Raw genomic sequence first — 16911 nt, 5'->3', positions numbered from 1 at the left:
GTCCGGTTTCTACTCATTTCGCTCCTCGAAGCTGGACGGTTTGAGTTCACCCACCCTGGCTTGCAGCACTTGCGTTTGATTCTCGCGTTTGACTTCAATCTCAAGCAGATCGCCGGGAACCGTACCCTCAACGACTTGCTGCACCTGCTCGCTGTCCTCGATGAGCGTTTTGTTTATTTGAGTGATCAGATCGCCCGGCTCAAGCCCAGCTTGCTCAGCGGGCGAGTTAGGAACGGTCTGCATCACTAAAACCCCTTTGCTATCGGGCAGTGAGATATCAGGCTGTTGCTCCTGCAGCCGCGCCCGCAGTTCTGGAGATAGATTTGCCATCTGAATGCCAAGATAGGCATGCTGGGCTTTCCCGGTTGCGATTAGCTGTTGGGCAATTCGGTTCGCGACGGCGACAGGAATCGCAAACCCTAGGCCTTGGGCACCACTGATAATCGCTGTATTGACGCCAATGACTTCTCCTCTGAGATCAAGGAGGGGGCCACCTGAGTTGCCGGGATTGATGGCGGCGTCGGTTTGAATAAAGTCAACCCGCTGGTCAGGACTACCAATGGCGGCGCTGGAGCGTCCGGTGGCGCTGATGATGCCGACGGTGACGGTGTTGTTCAGCCCCAAGGGGTTACCAATGGCGATGGCCCACTGTCCTGGCAAGAGGTTCTCTGAGTTGCCAAGTTTGGCGACGGGTAAATCTTGGGCGTCAATTTTCACAACGGCTACGTCTGTCAGGGGATCGGCCCCGAGGACTTCGCCCTGAAACTGCTGCCCGTCTTTGAGGACAACAAACACCTGATCGGCCTGATCAACGACGTGGGCATTGGTCAAAATCAGCCCTTTAGAATCAAAAATAAAGCCTGAGCCTGTGCCGCGCTCAGTCCGTTCTTGAGGCCGCTCAAAGAAGGGATCGGATTGACCCACGGTGCGAGAAGCGTTGATTCTAACGACGGCAGGTCCGACCTGATCGACGACTTTGACGATGTCTTCATTGTCTGCGGGCAGATCGACTGCGGGTGGGGCTGTCGTCGCGGGCTGGAGTGGAGACTCGCTATTCCTCGGCTGAATTGCGGTGCAGCCTTGCAGTCCTAAAAGTGCGATCGCAAGTATGGGGGACAGGGGTCGTAACATCTGAGGCGGGGGTAGAACTGTCTTCACTCTAACCTGGGGCGGTCATTGTCTTGAGCGACAGATCTCTTGGCGCGCTTGGGGATGGCTGGCAAAATAGTCTGCTAACCACTGGCAGCCTTGGCCGAGAAGCAACTGAGTCCGCTCTAGCGTCGTCTCTTCGACGGGCCAAGCTTTCGCCTGCAGATCGTTTTGGGCAATGGCCAGTAGCTCTTGATTTGAGAGGAACTGCAGGCTATGAATCAGATCTTGATGCCCTGTGAAGGCCGTTTTTAGCTTGCCTTGGCGGTTCCAGATTTCGAGCGTGCCATCCTTGGTGCCGGTGGCAAGATACTGCCCATCGGGGCTAAAGCTCGTCCGATAAACGAGGCTAGACTCATGCTTCAGCGTGGCTAGCTGCTTGCCCTGGACCGTCCAAATCTTGGCTGTGCCATCCCCTGCCGCCGTGGCAATTCGCTGACCTCGGGGGCCAAATCCAACGTCGTGGACTGCGCTATGATGCCCCGTTAACGTTACCAGCTCTTGACCCTGAACCGTCCATAACTTGGCGGTGGCATCATCTGAAGCTGTGGCAATTTTTTGCCCGTCTGAGCTAAAGCTGACGCCATAGACCGCTGCGCGATGGCCTTCAAAGGAGGCGAGCTGCTGCCCTTCTGCCGTCCATAGCTTAGCTGTGCCGTCTCTGGAAGCAGTGGCCAGTTGATAGCCATCTGGACTGAACTGTAGACGATAAATTGTATCGGGGTGGGCCAAAAATGTGGTGGGCTGTCGTCCCTTCAGCGTCCAGATGCGGACGGTGCCCTGTCTAGAAGCCGCCGCAAATTTTTGACTGTCAGGGCTAAAGGCCAGACTGGTCATCACTTCTGACTTAAGAGGAAAGGTTCGTAGCTTGCGGCCCTGGCGGTCTGAGAGGAATAGCGTTCCATCTTTTAGGGCCGTGAGGATGTACTGTCCGTTTGGGCTAAGGCTTCGGCTGGTAATGCGTTGGGCATCTGCCTGTCGGGGTAGCTCGTTGGGCTGCTTTAGCGTCCAGAGGTGAGCGATGGTTTCATCATCGGCTGCGGTTGCTAGGGCCTGCCCCTTAGGGCTGAACTCCGCTGCATAGACTGCCCCGCGATGACCCGCCAGCGTTCTTTGTAGAACTGCCTGCTTAGGATTACGGACGTCCCAGACCTTGACGGTGCGATCTCCGGAGGTGGTTGCCAACCGTTGAGCATCGGCACTAAAGCTCAGGTCGTAGACCGGTCGCTGATGTCCCTGTAGCGTCTTGATGAGCTTGCCTTGCGGGGACCAGAGCTTCACCTGTGTGTCACCGGAGGCCGTCGCAATATACTGGCCATCGGGGCTGAAGCTGACGTCAAAGACGGGTTCCTGGTGGCCGCTGAGGGTTGCGAGTTCCAGGCCTTGAAGCGTCCACAGCTTCGCGGTTTTATCCCGTGAGGTGGTGGCTAGTATTTCACCATCAGGACTAAAGGCAATGCTGTAGACGTCGCCTGGGTGACTGAGCTGTATGAGTTCCTGTCCCTGTAGCGTCCAGAGGCGGGCGGTGCCGTCCTGAGAGGCCGTGGCGATGCGTTGACCGTCGGGGCTAAAGACGGCGTTGTAGACGTCGCCCTGATGTCCTGTAAAGGTTGCCAGGTTCTTCCCCCGTAGCGTCCAAAGCTTAACCGAGCCATCTTTGGAGGCGGTGACCAACTGTTGCCCATCTGGACGGAAATTGACGCTGTAGACATCGCCTTGGTGACCCTTGAACGTGTTTATTTCCTTGCCCTGTACAGTCCAAAGCTTGATGGTTCCGTCTCGGGAGGCGGTCGCAATCTGATCTTTGGTGGGGCTAAATCGAATGCTAGTGATGCTGGCTTCATGGCCTTCTAAGCGGTTTCGCTCATCAATTTTGTCCAGAATTTCCTGCAGGGCCGTCAGGGGTGATGTGGTGGGGTAATCTTCGCGGAGTTGCTGAGCTGAGACAAGGGTCGTTAAGACCTGACTGGACTCCATTGCTGTAATTAGGGCCTCGATCTGACTAAATTCAAATTGCTTTAGGGCGCTCTTGCCGGCCCACTCTAGCGCCTGAGCCTGCGATTGACGCTGCTGTCGCCAGCTATAGCCGAGCCAGCCGGTTGAGACAATCGCCCCGATTAAAGAGAACGCCAAAATACCGGACCCCAGCCGCAGCCGTCGCTGGGCTTCTCTATAGGCATCGGCAAGCTGCTGCTTGGCGTTTTTCTCGGCGGCTAGCTGTGTTTCTAGAAGTTGAACCTGTCGCGCTTCGCGTTCTGCAGCCAAAACCAGTCTGTTATCTAAGGCTTGGCTGGCGGCTAAGAATTGATAGTCCTGGCTGCTCAGGCTGCTGCCGGTGGCCCACTGCAGGGCGCTCTGTAGGGCCTGTCCCTGCAGAAGTTGAGATTCGTCAATGCGGTGGGAGGCTTCCCAATTTGCGATCGCACTGGCGTAGGGGCGCAGGCGGCTGAAGGTGAGGTCAATCCACTGCTGGTTGAAGATCTCGCGGTAAATGCGGTTGTAGAGACGGAGCTGGTCTTGGTGCTGAACGATGAGACCGCACAGACGTAGCTCACTTTGCTCAGGACTGTTATCGATGGCCATCTGTCCCTGCTGCCAAATGGTTTGATAAAGGCCCAAAAGCTGGCCGAGGGTCTGGGGGTTGCGGCAGATGCGGTCTCTGATGGTTCGCAGGTGAATCGGCTGATCTTGAGATTCCCAGTGGGTGATCACTTGCGATCTCACAAACTGCTCCACTGCCTCAGCTTCTTGCCCTGCTTTAATCTCAAGATCAGCTCGAGCAATGCCCTGGCACAGCTTCTGCGTTAAAAAAGGCTGACCGCCGGTCCAGTCCAAAATCTCTTGCAGCACCTCTCCCGGACGCTCTGCAATGCTCTCTAACCCCTGCGCCAGCGGCTGAGCTTCAGCAAACTGAAACCCCGTCAATTCAATCGCTTGCCCAATATTAAAGAGTGTCTGAGCCTTATCTCGGATCAGATTAGCGGGTGCCACCACGCCAAATAGAGCGAAGGTCAGGCGCTCGTAGGCAGGGTCATCGGCCCGCTGGTTATAGCAAGAGCGAATCAGGGCAAAGAAATCATCCAGAGAAAAGTCAAGGCTCAAAACCTTATCAATCTCATCGAGAAAGATAAAGATCTGCAGATCGGGGCAATAGACCCGCAGCACATCCTCTAGGAACTGGTTGAGCTGCTGTACCGGGTTTAAGTGGGCATGGTCTAACAACCAACTCTTAAGATTCACGTCTTGCGTGAGCTGTAGGCCCTGCCAAAGCTGCGTCATCACGCCGCCGTACCACTGCTGTGGCGTGGCCTGTCCCCCCATCACCGTCATATCGATAGAGACACAGCACATGCCCAGCGCCCGAAGCTGGTGCATCGCCTGTACCCGCAAGCTCGACTTGCCCATCTGGCGGCAGTTAAAAACATAGCAAAACTGGCCTGCCTTGAGCGCCGTTAATAGCTCAGTATCGGCCTGACGAACCACGTAGGTGGGATGGTTGAATCCCAGGCTGCCCCCTACCTTGTAACGATCCGGTAATGTTTGCATCGGCGGCTCCCGTTCCGTCCCTAAAGACAGGTGCTAAAGTACTGCCGGTAAAGCTCGCAGCTAGGCCGGACCGTATCACCCGTAAGCGTTACAAGGCCCATGCTTTCAAGCTGATATGTTTGCCTCGGTTCAAGCTGTACGCCGTCCTGAGACTCGACCACCTGTTTCATCGCGGCTGCCAGATCCGGTTGTCGATGGAGCGTATCCCAGGCAGCACGCAGATGATCGCCATAGATGCCGCCCTGGGTGGGGGCCTGCTCCAAAAGCTGGTTACAGGGCATCTGCTGATTTTGTAGGGCATCAAGGGCAATCTGAACGAGGTATGGGTGTCCCCCCACCTGCTCCATCAGCGTTTTTGCTATCGGCTCTAAGGTGGGGGCAGACCAGTCTAATCCCCAAACCTGTGCTAGCTGCTGCATTTGTGCAAGATTAAAACCTTCCAGATGCACTGGCCACCCAACGTTGAAGGGTGATTGATTGGCATCAAGGTCGATGTATATTTCAGTGGCATGGGCAATGACGAGGCGTAGATTGGCCCAGATGTCTTGATTATTGGCCTCTTCATTCCAAGAGCGCAGCATGGGCAAGAAATCCTGGGCAATCTCAGGAAATTCGAAGATGCGATCAACGTTGTCAAGGCCCAGCACTAACGGACTTTCAAGCTGCGATAAAACCTGTGTTTGCACATAGGTTTTGCAGCTAATTAAGCTGCCGTACAGTTCCTCTGACCAGTCTTCATCTAAGACCGGCTTCAAGCCTAGCTCTCGACTGATATTGGCGCAAAACCAACGCAGAAACTTATCCAGCGTTGCGAAAATCCCCGTTTCTGCCTCTCGCAAATTTAGGTAAACCGGCTGGCACCCTCGACTTTCGGCATGGGCCAAAATACGGCGCAGTAGAGAGGTTTTGCCCATCTTCTCTGGCGCTCTGATGCGGATGAGTGCTCCGGGCTGCAGCGCTTGCTGACTGCAGTCTGCCTCTACGGGGGGACGTTCGATATAGAAGGGTGAATCGTAGGGAACCGGGACTCGATAGCTAAAGGATAGATCGCCGGTAGAGGTGGGGAGGGCACTGCTCTGCTGCCATTGAGGATACTGGGTCTCCTGCAGCCATTCTCGCAAGATATTAAACTTCCCAGGTCCTCTACCGTAAACTTCTAGCTCTGGACAGTAAACGGCGTTGTCTCCCTGTTGGGTAAATGAGGCATACACCGAGGTCATTTGCTTCTTGTAGGTCTCGTGGCTGGCGGCTTCTGCGAGCTTCCAGACCTGTTTGTCGGGTTTACGCCAGTTCTCATAGGCAAATCGAACCAAGAAGACCGCTTTGAGTCGACCGCGAAGCTGATAGTCTTTGGCAATCTGTTGCAGGAAATTATCCCAGCCTTGGGGTTTCATGGGCTAACATTCACGAATTGAGTGCTCAGCGTACCGTCGCTCCTTTTCCCCGATGACGGCTTGCGTTTAAGCTATATGACCGGCATATGGTGGATTTGAGTTCCTGAAATATAGAGTGCTGTGGAGGGGACGATTACCTTCTTCTATTAATCTCTACCAATTTCTACTTTACGCGAAGTTTAGAGTTACGGATTGCCCTTACTTGCCCCATCTGATTAGACTGACATGCCGTCTTGGCGTGGCTAAGGTTGTGAGTACAGTCAAGGTGAAATGTTTTGGAGTGCAAGAAGAATGGTTAAGTTACCAACCATACTCGCAACAGCCATCGTGTTGGGAGCCGCTGCGTTGACTTCCCCGGCGACAGCTGTCAGCCCTGAAAGCCTCGTGGAAGAAGCAGATGTTTTGGTTCAGGATGTGGGGGACGGAGAACTGGTTGCGGGACGGATCCCTTGGGAGCGGCAGCGCCATTCGGGGAAACGGGTTTACGAGGATAGTTTTGAGCTTTATTACATTAAGAACTGCCGATATCGCCTGACGCTGGAACAGTGCTACTCCCTCTTCGAACGCGATTATCGCTATGGCAGCAGAGGAAGAGATCGCTTCCGGCGGCGCAGGGTTTTGCGTGGACAGCGAGTGTTTGGCCGCTATGACAATGACCTGTGGCGACGCAGTAAAGACGCGGATGATCTCTGGCGACTGCGAGACCGGAGACGCATTAAAGTGCTTTCGCCAGATCGACGTCTTAAAAATCAGCGAGACTCTCTTAAGAAGCAGATCAGGCTGAGAAATCGGCAGTTGAATCGTCGAGACCAGAGAATTGACGAGCTTAAGGATCGTCTTGAAGATATTACAGAACGCGATCGCAACCGTGATCGACGGCGCGCTCGTAGACGCAGAAATCGAGACGACGATTAAAGTTTGCCGGGGGCATGATGGATCACGAACTACTGATGGGTACTCTGTCAGTAGTCCTCTGTTCCCAGTGGCAATGGATGGGTCAATCGCATACGCTAGAGGAGCACTCAATGGCACCTCAAAAGGGCTGGTTTAAGAAATTGAGTAGAGATATACAAGATATAAAAGGACTCGGCGTGACCAAGGCACTGGGCAGCATTGCGTTTTGTATGGCGCTCGTCGGTCAGTTGGGCGCTAGTTCAGCCGCGGCATCAGGCGGCTTCAATGGTTTGAGCGGTGATGCAGAATCGCTAGCAATCGTCATTTTAGATAGTGATACGCTGCATCAATCTGACCCAGACTGTAAATATCCGCCCTGTGACTAGGGGGCTAATCACTTTGCCTGTCTGAGACTTGAGGTCTGACTGAATAGTGAACTGGGTCTTAAGCTTCTCCTACTTTTTTCTCTGTTCTCAACATCTGCTTTTACGCTGAGAGTAGAGAACTGTAGCGATTGGCTCCAAAAAGCATGAAATGGATAGTCAAGCACCGGTTAGTGGCTCTGTTGCTGGCCGCAGCTATGTTTTTCTGGGCCAGTCTTGGAGCCATGGCCCAGAGTTCGTCCCCGAGTCTGACACCCAGCCCTTCAGCCAATGGTGCTTCGATGGCTCAGGTGACGCTCGACGATCAGCCGCTCTTTCCCCTACAGCATCCTATGGGGGCGTTTTCGGTTCAAGAGCGAGCGAGTGCGGTCAGCCAGCGGTTAAAACGTCTAGCAAAAGATCCTGAGGTTGATGCTGCAACGTCTTTCCAGGTGAGGTCAGCCCCCGATAGGGCTGACATTGTAGCGGGCGAACAGATTATTCTCACAATCACAACCAAAGATGCGCAATCTGCGGGTCGTTCAACTCAAGATTTAGCTAGTGGCCACGTCAGCATCATTCAGCAGGCTATCGATCAATACCGAGAGACCCATGACTCTAGGCATGTGCTGCATCGTGGGATTTATGTTGCGATCGCAACCACCCTTTTCCTGATTGCCTTAATTTTTCTCAGAATTTTATTGCCAAGGTTCCACGCCAGACTCAACAGTTGGAAAGGCAGCCGGATTCGGGCGATTAGAATTCAGCAGCTTGAGCTTTTATCAGAAGACCAGATCATCGGTCTACTGGTCAGCACCACTAAATTCCTGCGTCAGCCCCTAGTGCTGGGGCTGCTCTATTGTTATGTGCTGGCAGTTCTGGGGATATTCCCAGGTACGAAGGGCCTTGCCATGCAGCTTCTAGACTACTTGATTGCAGCCATCAAACTGCTGTGGGACGGCTTCATTGCCTATTTACCCAATCTCGCTGTTCTGGTTGTGATTGGTGCATTCGCCTACTACATCACGAAGTTCTTCAAGCTGATTCTTTCCAGCATTGAGCGAGGCATTATTGGCTTTCCGGGCTTCTATCAAGAATGGGCAAAACCCACCTCTCAGATTGTGCAATTTCTGATTATTACCGGTGCGATCGCCATTGCCGTTCCCTATCTCCCTGGTGCCGGTTCCCCCGCCCTGCAGGGAATTTCTATCTTTTTAGGAATCTTCGTTTCCTTGGGGGCAACCGCCGTCGTTGCCAACGTGTTTGCCGGTTTAGCACTGACCTATACCCGTGCGTTTCATCCCGGCGATCGCGTCAAAATTGCCGACACCACTGGAGACGTGGTGGAGCGCACCTTCTTAGTGACCCGAGTCAGCACACCTAAAAATGTAGTCGTGACGATTCCCAACAGTATGGTGCTGGCCAATCACATCATCAACTTCAGCGCCGCAGAAGATCCCGCCGGTTTAATTTTGCACACCACAATCACCCTCGGATATGATGTACCCTGGCCCAGGGTACACGAGGTTTTAATTGCTGCAGCCCTAGCAACGCAACATATTCTGCCAGAGCCATCTCCCTTTGTCTTACAGACCAGCTTGGGAGACTTCAATGTCAGCTACGAGATCAATGCTTATACCGATCAGCCCAGCAAGATGATGACGATCTACTCTGAGCTTCATCAGCAGATTCAAAGCCACTGTAACGAAGCAGATATCGAGATTCTCTCGCCTCACTACGCGGCGGTGCGGGACGGCAATCAAACGACGATCCCCGAAGATTATCTGCCTAAAAATTATTCAGCACCTGGCTTTCGAATCAACCCTCTATCTGCCCCTTTTCAGCAAGGGCAAGTCAACGGTCAGAAAGAGAACTAGCGTTACTGCCGTTCCCCTACCAATGGTCAACTGTACTCCGGCAGCGTTGTATCTGTGAGCAGCGCTAGGTCAGGACTGGCCTGTAGTGCTCTGTTCAAAATTGAGATGGGTTCTTGATTGAGGGGCCATGCAAAGGCGTGGCGGAAGGCGTTCTCCTGACAGGTTTTGAGTTGGGAAAAGCTAATAATGTCATGGGTCAATAGACTCTCATACTCAAACGGGAGTCGAACGTTGTGCAGTCCAGCATTGTCCGTACAGATCGCAATATCTACGCCAGCCTCAAAGCAGCGGTCGAACACCACCTTCAGCTGTTGAATATCCTGCAGTGTACCCGTCTTCAAATAGGTCGTGGGGCAAATCTCTAGACACTGCTTACGTTGGGCGACTAATGGCAGCAATTCTGGGTGCAGCAGCGGAATCTGAATGCCGTGACCGATTCGCATCAAATAGGGCAGCAGTTCTGGATGACAACCCTCTGTGGTTTCATAGACGTGACCTGTGGTGTTGAGGCCCAGATTGCGTGCGTAGGCATAGAGTTCAACAAACTCATCCATCCGTTCGCCATAGAGAGCATCGCCCCCGGCTATGTCGATACCGCAAATATAGTTCGGCATCTGAGCGGCCAGATCGACAATGGCGCGATTCACCTCATAGGGCAGCCGTGAGTGCATACACAGAATTTGGCTGGTAATAATGGGGTATTCATTGAGCTGACTGGCTTGACCCACCGTTTCTACAATTTGGGCCATGCGGTCGATCCGCTGAGTCTGACTGAGATCTTCTGGCGTTCGATAATAGGGCGTGTAGCGCAGCTCTAAATAGGCAAGATTCTCAAAGACATAAGCTCCCCGCATCAGTCGATAGATAAAGTAGGGCAGCGTCTCGTTATTTTGAACACTTTCCACCAGCGTATGTAGCTCTAGGTACTCAGCCAAAGAGCTTCGAGGACGGGTGTAGAAGTCCTCGAAGGCGGTGTAGTCGATAAATTGTTGAGCTAAATCAGAGTGGCTGCGCTGGAAGAACCGCCACAGAACGCGAGGTACAACGGAGCCACCTAGATGGCGATGAAGTTCAGCATAGAGCGCCATTAAATTCCCCGGTTATTTTAGATGTGAAAGCTATTCCTACAACTATAAACAAAAATTAACAATTTGACTGCAGGATATGATTTCGGATGTTGTCTACGCCTGACCAGTACCAATCCATCTGGGTGAGGAGTGCATAGATGATGAATTTCAGGTTGTCTTCATGCTGTTTGAAAACAGGTTGAAACCCGGTCTGTATTAGCTTTTGCGGGTCGCCCCAGGTATGCACGACATAGTTTTTAATGCCGTCCGGTACCTGCACCTCTTTGGTAATTGGCTGCAGTGAGGCGGGCAGGAGCGTGGCCACCTGCTCGATCATGTCCTTGACGGAAGTGGGCTGTCCTTGACCAATGTTGTAGGTCAAGTCCGAAATGTCTTCTAGCGTTGGTTGGGGCTTCGGTAGGGTTAGCAAATGCAGGATAGCGCGGCAGACTTCGGCAGCGAAGATGGTGTCTCTAGTTTGGGTGCCAGGTTTAAAGTGGCCGTCCCGTCCCCAGACTTCAAAGGGCTGCTGTTCTAGAGCGTGCCAGACTAATTGTGTATAAAGATTCCCAACTTTGCCTTTGTGTTTTTCGGTGACGCCGTATACCGAGAAAAATCGACAAATTTGAACGGTTAGGTCGTCCGCTAGGGTTTGCTGCACCGCCATATCTTCCATGACCAGCTTAGTAAGTTCGTAGAGAGAGCCGGGCCAGACGGGTTGGGTCTCGACAGAAGGGCGCGTCTTGCACAAGCTACTGGTAGACGCAAAAATCAACCGGATTCTGGCCTGAACGCACCATTCTAAGACGGCTTTCCAGGTTTCGATTTCGTCAGTGACGTCCGCTAGGGTTTGAAAATGAGGGGCGCTGGAGCGTCCACCGACAAAAATAAGAATGTCAGGTCGATGGGGTGGATCTTGGGCGTATTGGAGATGCGATCGCACGTCCACATTTTCTCGACAAGGCTCTGGTAGATTACTGCGTTGGCCCAGACGCAAATCATCATTAACGTATAAATTCTGGGGCGAGAAGCCAAACTCATAGAGCTTCGTAACGAGATGCGATCCCACCTGTCCGCAGCCGCCCATGATACAAATTTTTTTGTCGCGGAGCCGTGTAATTTCTTTTAAATGTGGGTCTTGAGTTGCTTTTTTGAAATACCACTGCTGTAGCTCTTCACCTTTATAGGGCAGAGACACGGGTAGGTTTGACATCTCAAAACGCTCCACATTGGCATTCAACCTGTGCGAACTCACAGCAGACTCACCGACATCATAAAGGGAGATGACTCAGCCTTGCTTGTCTTCTGCTTTAATGGCTCGAGGCAGATTTGAACTGCCGACCTTGGGCTTATGAGTCCCCTGCTCTAACCAACTGAGCTACCGAGCCAGATCACGAATGTTGCGAAATACAACCAACAGTCTTGTAACTTAACATAACCCCTGTTGCGATTGCTATAGCAACATTCAAGATAACGATCCTGTTGCTCATATTTCTGGATGGTCGTCCAGGATCTAAATTATATAAAAGAGATTATATAAAAGAGCCGTAAAGCAGATTCTTGAACGCTTCAAAGCATTGTGTTCAAGAGTCCTAAAACGGCGGCTCGGCCACAGGCTGATCCTGCAGCGTTTGCAAAAACTCTAGTAGCTCTTCATCCGTGAGCTGCTGGCGAGATCGCTTATTGTAAGTCTGCTCCAGGTACTGCCGACCTTGCGTATTGGTCCACCCTAAACGCTTTAGCTCTACATCTGTTTGAGCAATGATATCGGACAAATCAATCGGGTCAGCAGCCGGGGGAGCTGCCTTCTTCGTCGAACGACGGCGGCCATTGCGAGCTTTTGATGTCGCTACTGGCTCTGGATCCAAAAACTCTGAAGCCATTTCCACCGGATCTTCCCACGCTGGGGGTTGCCCAGAAAGCGACAGCTCTAGCTCATTTTCCTGGGAAGCTGGATTCAGTTGGGCCGGGGGAGGCTCTGGCTGATCTAGTAAGTGAGCATAGCCAGACTCAATTCCCAAGACAACCAAAGCGCGACTGCGAGCCTGATCCTCGGCCTGTTCAACCGTCTCTGCCGCAGATAAACCTGTCGCCAGCGTTACCTCTCCCACCTGAACAATGGCCCGCACCACATAATGTCCCTGCTGCATGTGCACTAGCTCAGAGGTGAGACTGCCCATTGGGTATTGAGTTCTGAACTGCGAGTACATGACAACAAGCCTTGGAGATAAAGCGCGTAATGAAGATTGCTCTTTGCTATCTTGGCATCCTCACGATTGACTTTCGGAATGAGGGGCTAGGACTTTTCATGCTCTGCCCTGTAGATTCAAAAGACTGCCACAGACATTAAGAAGACTCTCTAAAAGCTATCTCAAATAGCAATCACAACTTCTTTAAAGTGTCGAAAGTTCTCAAAAGAGATCATGATATCGCTCGAGAGTTCTCCTATATGTGTCTATGGTATTCAGGTGACGAGTGGTGAACTCTGAAAAACTCTGCTCCGTTTTCTAGCTGAAAGATTCGTACGAGAGTGATACAAATAGAGGAATTCGGGTGCGCTAGAGTAGGCTTATAAAAAACAAGGCCCATCATAGCGTACGTCAACATCTCAGCAGAATGGCTAAAGTATAAACCTGTCAGGGAGCTTTCTCTGTGTCCCAAGCCGCCAAGGTGATTAGAAGCCAATACGACCGCAAAGTGCAAGCGATTCAATCAGATGTTTTGCGGATGGGGGCGCTTGTGGAACAGTCTGCCTGGCTTGCTCACCAAGCTTTGTTTGAGCGGAATGTTGAGGTCGTCGATCGGCTGGCTCGTCAGGATAAGCAAATTGATCTGTACTATCGTCAAATTGAGGAGAGTTGTCTGCAGTTAATTGCACTGCAGTCTCCCGTTGCCACAGATCTGCGACTCATTGGTACGCTCATGCAGCTTGTGCGGGACCTAGAACGCATTGGTGATTATGCAGAAGACCTAGGCGAGGTCTCGATTCAGCTATTTCCCTACCCGGTCCCGCTCTACATTGATGATGTCGAGCATATGTCGAATTTGACGCGGGCGATGCTTTCTATGAGTCTTGCTGCCCTGACAAACCTAGACGCAGAGTCTGGCCTTGAAATCAAAAAGCGAGATGATGCCGTTGACGATTGCTACACTCGAATTTACGAGATCCTCGCCCAGACCACTAATATCCAAGGATCTGTTGAACCCTTGCTGCTAATGATGTTGGTCATTCGCGCCCTAGAGCGGATGGCCGACCACGCCACGAATATTGGCAAGCGGGTTGCCTATGTTGTCACAGGCCAACGATAATCTCTTTTGCTTCTGGTTTGACAGTTGAACATCTGTAGGGAACGATGATTAGTTAAGGCATGCAGTGAAATGAGTCATTTCATAGCTCTCTACTCTGTGCCCTCCGTTGATGCCTTAGATTTCATGACAGTAAGACGAGAAAGTGTCTGCTGGACAAGCGGTTAAAACTCAACAGAGACTATTCGCAACCGCAACCCATCTTCGATAGGTTTCCTGCTGATATGACTGGGGCATTGATCTAAATCCAACCGCGAATTTGCCGACCGAGTTGTCATCGGCTGATTTCTAAAATGTTGGGGTCAACAACGGACATTATTTCTGCCTGAGAACTAAGGATCCCTACCTGCATGGAACTTTCGATTAGCTCGCTGCTCAAGAGCTTTACAGACGATAAGCTAGTTGCCCCCAAAGTCTTAGAAAAAAAATTAAACTGCGAAGAAGAATCGAGCCTGCAGTATCTCCAGATTGCCCTTGATGCCCTGGTCCGCATTGGTGTCTTAACAAAGGAACGGGGGCGGTATCGACGGGCTTTAGAAGAAGAGCTAGTGGAGGGCAAACTTCGCTGTTCGAGTAAAGGCTTCTGTTTCGCAATTCAAGATGCTGAAGAGACTGAAGATATCTATATTCGAGAGAGCCAGCTCAACAATGCCTGGAATGGCGATCGCGTACTCGTCAAAGTCACAAAGGAAGGCCGTCGTCGCCGCAGCCCAGAAGGCGAAGTGCGGGTGATCTTAGAACGTGCAAATCCGTCAGTGATTGCTCGGGTCAAAGAAGTTGAAACCGATCAGTTCCGAGCCGTGCCGCTGGATGATCGTCTGCTGTTTGAGCTAGAGCTAGACGCTAAGAAACACGACATTGCTCTCAAAGAAGCGATCGAAAATCTGGTGCATGTTGAGGTGCTGCAGTATCCGTTAGGTCCGCTGCATCCTAAGGGCCGGGTGACGCAGGTGCTGGGTAGTGATGCCCAGTCTGCCGCGGATACCGAGCTGGTGTATTGCAAATACGATCTGCCGCGCACGTTCCCTGATTCAGTGCAGGAAGCTGTCGAGGCGCTGCCCCGTAAGTTGCGGAAGGCTGATCAAAAGAAGCGAGTGACCTTGCAAAAGGTGCCCACGCTGACCATTGGCAATGCGGATCAGGCGACGAGCCTCGACCATGCGCTGTCATTAGAATCTGTTAAAGGCGGCAATTGGCAGTTGGGGGTTCATGTCGTGGACCTGTCCTATTATTTGCCCATCGGTGAGACTCTGACCCAAGAAGCAGCTCGCCGCGGGCATACGATGTGTCTAGGGGACAAGGTGCTGGCGCTGTATCCTGAGGAGCTGCTGGAGCGCATTGGTGCCCTATTGCCGAAAACAGAGCGGTTAGCCATCTCTGTATTGATGACGCTCACCCCTGAGGGTGAAGTCGTTGAGTTTGAGGTGCAGCCCTCGGTGATCAATGTAGACCACCAGCTCAGCTATCAGGATGCCCAACGGGTACTCGACCGTAAAGAACAGAAGACGCCCGAAGCGAAGAAGCTGGCTGCAGTGCATGATTTAGTCGATCAGTTCCAGCAGGTGAGTCAGGCCCTACGGCAGCAGCGGCAGCAGCGGGGCAGCTTTGTGCTGCCGTTGGTTTCTCCGCCGCTGCGTATGTGTGGTGATGATGATGCGTTGGGAGTGGTGGTGAGCGCGCCAGAGGATGCTCGGGCCATGGTTGCTGAGTTTTTGGTGTTAGCGAATCACTTGGTGATCAATCATCTCAACGCCTTAGGGGTGCCGGCTGTGTATCGTGTTCAGTCACCGCCGGATGTGCAGGATATTCAGGATGTGCTGAAGCTGGCGAGTAATGTAGGGGTGCCGCTTTCCCTGCAGGATGAAGAGGCTGTCCAGCCCCAGGATTACCAGGCCTGTGTTGAGAAATTTCAGGGAGCAGAGCAGGCTCCGATTCTCTATGATTTGCTGAAAGGAACCCTGAAGCCCGCGACCCACCATGATGCTTCGGGGCCGCACTTTGGTCTCGCCCATGTGCAGAACTATGGCCAATTTGCGTCGCCCCTCAATCGCTACAGCGATTTGCTCAATCAGTATGTGCTGCAGGCTGTGTTTGCAGAGGGACGGGACCGACGCACGACCAGAGCGAAAGAAAAGGTGAATCTGCGTCACAGTTCCTGTCACGGCCAAATTAGCTGGAACGTTTTGCCGCCTGAGACGCAGCGACAGCTTGAAGGTGCGATCGCAACTGCTATCCCTCAACTCAATGAAGCGGAGCAGCTCTGTCGCCAAGCCGAGGGAGACTTGCTGGGTCTGCAGAAAACCAAGCAGATGCAGGGCCACACTGGGCAAGTTTTGCAGGGTGTAATTACGGGCATTCAGTCCTATGGTTTCTTTGTCCGCATTGAAGATCTGATGGTCGAAGGCCTCGTCCACGTTAGTTCGCTCAAGGATGACTGGTACGAATATCGCTCACGTCAACAAACCCTGATTGGGCGCAAGAACCGTCGCCAATATCAACTGGGGGATCGCGTTGAAGTTGAGGTCAAGAGCGTTGACTACTATCGACAGCAGATTGATTTGGTTGTTGTTGGAGGCGGCAGCGAAGCCTCTGAAGAAGATCTAGAAACCGAGCCTGTGATCCCGAAAGGGTCTGGCGAAGAAGAATAGGCGATAAGGAATGCTTGAAGGAGGAGGAGGCAGGCCAATGGAGGCCATGGAATTCTTTCGACTCAGTGAAGGACGTTGGCAATCGCAACGCACGACTCACCATTTACTGCTCCGTCGGTCTGAGATCGGTCAGACTGAAATTTTGGTTGAGGTCTTAGCCGTTGAATATCCCAAAGTTGTAGAGATCTGTCACCTGCACCAGATAGATGCCAGCTTAGTGATTGGTGGTTGCCAAGTGAGCTGGAAAGGCTCGATGGCCTGGGATAATCAAAGTGATGCTCATGAGGGTTCGACCGTGTTTGTTCTGGTGCCGGACGGATCTGACGCGCAGCAAGGAAAGCTCTTACGGGAGCGGGGCTATGCCGAAAGCGTGCCGGTGGTGGGTCGCTATCAGGTTGATGGCGAGGGGCTTATTCTCACCACTGAGTATGAAACCATGAGTTCAGTGGAGCGCTTCTGTTTTTTGAATGACAACGTGCGGTTACGCACCAACACAGTGAAGCAGTTTGGGGGATTCAGTGCCGCCTCTTTCTGCACAGAACGCCGGATCATCGATGGGGAAACCGATGATATTTCTGATAATCTCACCTCTCAATTTTTAGAGTTCACACCATTGGGCTGGTGACTTCGGCGCCCTATCGGTTTATGGCGAGAACGTAAGTAATGCA

At 52.4% G+C, this 16911-nt stretch carries 12 protein-coding genes and 1 tRNA gene; 6 read left to right on the top strand and 7 right to left on the bottom strand.

All coding sequences use genetic code 11. The features are described 5' to 3' along the window. Positions 1 to 9: 9 nt before the first annotated feature. Genes C1752_RS16070 through C1752_RS16060 form a run of 3 tightly spaced genes read right to left on the bottom strand, consistent with a single transcriptional unit; the run spans position 10 to position 6089 of the window. Positions 10 to 1131 carry a trypsin-like peptidase domain-containing protein gene (locus C1752_RS16070; protein WP_110987073.1) on the bottom strand — a complete coding sequence of 374 codons (1122 nt, stop codon included), beginning with the start codon at positions 1129 to 1131 and terminating at the stop codon, positions 10 to 12. A gap of 42 nt (positions 1132 to 1173) precedes the next feature. Beyond that, positions 1174 to 4695, bottom strand: coding sequence for a WD40 domain-containing protein (locus C1752_RS16065; protein WP_110987072.1), 3522 nt, complete (start codon positions 4693 to 4695; stop codon positions 1174 to 1176). 20 nt (positions 4696 to 4715) lie between these two features. Next, entirely contained in the window at positions 4716 to 6089 is a 1374-nt protein-coding gene (locus tag C1752_RS16060) for an AAA-like domain-containing protein (RefSeq protein ID WP_110987071.1), read from the bottom strand. Between the two features lie 291 nt (positions 6090 to 6380). On the opposite strand from C1752_RS16060, the gene C1752_RS16055 reads away from it, so the two are divergent. From C1752_RS16055 to C1752_RS16045, 3 genes are all read left to right on the top strand, one after another. Beyond that, complete coding sequence (locus C1752_RS16055) at positions 6381 to 7004, top strand: hypothetical protein (protein WP_110987070.1); 624 nt, start codon at positions 6381 to 6383, stop codon at positions 7002 to 7004. Positions 7005 to 7021: 17 nt separating this feature from the next. Then, entirely contained in the window at positions 7022 to 7369 is a 348-nt protein-coding gene (locus C1752_RS16050) for a hypothetical protein (RefSeq protein WP_110987069.1), read from the top strand. Between the two features lie 143 nt (positions 7370 to 7512). Then, on the top strand, positions 7513 to 9222 hold the full coding sequence (locus C1752_RS16045; RefSeq protein WP_110987068.1) for a mechanosensitive ion channel family protein: 1710 nt from the start codon (positions 7513 to 7515) through the stop codon (positions 9220 to 9222). Between the two features lie 26 nt (positions 9223 to 9248). On the opposite strand, the gene C1752_RS16040 is transcribed toward C1752_RS16045, so the two are convergent. From C1752_RS16040 to C1752_RS16025, 4 genes are all read right to left on the bottom strand, one after another. After that, on the bottom strand, positions 9249 to 10310 hold the full coding sequence (locus C1752_RS16040) for an adenosine deaminase (protein ID WP_110987067.1): 1062 nt from the start codon (positions 10308 to 10310) through the stop codon (positions 9249 to 9251). 55 nt (positions 10311 to 10365) lie between these two features. After that, positions 10366 to 11502 (bottom strand): NAD-dependent epimerase/dehydratase family protein, encoded by a 1137-nt coding sequence (locus tag C1752_RS16035; RefSeq protein WP_110987066.1) that lies wholly within the window; start codon positions 11500 to 11502, stop codon positions 10366 to 10368. A 101-nt stretch (positions 11503 to 11603) separates the two neighbouring features. Further along, positions 11604 to 11677 (bottom strand) — tRNA-Met (locus C1752_RS16030). 204 nt (positions 11678 to 11881) lie between these two features. Continuing rightward, complete coding sequence (locus tag C1752_RS16025; RefSeq protein WP_110987065.1) at positions 11882 to 12499, bottom strand: slr1353 family protein; 618 nt, start codon at positions 12497 to 12499, stop codon at positions 11882 to 11884. 442 nt (positions 12500 to 12941) lie between these two features. On the opposite strand from C1752_RS16025, the gene phoU reads away from it, so the two are divergent. From phoU to C1752_RS16010, 3 genes are all read left to right on the top strand, one after another. Then, positions 12942 to 13598, top strand: a complete 657-nt coding sequence (phoU, locus tag C1752_RS16020) for a phosphate signaling complex protein PhoU (protein WP_110987064.1) — start codon at positions 12942 to 12944, stop codon at positions 13596 to 13598. Positions 13599 to 13945: 347 nt separating this feature from the next. After that, positions 13946 to 16243 carry a ribonuclease R family protein gene (locus C1752_RS16015; protein WP_110987063.1) on the top strand — a complete coding sequence of 766 codons (2298 nt, stop codon included), beginning with the start codon at positions 13946 to 13948 and terminating at the stop codon, positions 16241 to 16243. Positions 16244 to 16280: 37 nt separating this feature from the next. After that, entirely contained in the window at positions 16281 to 16868 is a 588-nt protein-coding gene (locus C1752_RS16010; protein WP_110987062.1) for a phycobiliprotein lyase, read from the top strand. The last annotated feature ends 43 nt before the right edge of the window (positions 16869 to 16911 follow it).

The sequence above is a fragment of the Acaryochloris thomasi RCC1774 genome, from assembly GCF_003231495.1.
Classification (GTDB): Bacteria; Cyanobacteriota; Cyanobacteriia; order Thermosynechococcales; family Thermosynechococcaceae; genus RCC1774.
This window is presented reverse-complemented; position numbering and strand designations above follow the sequence as displayed.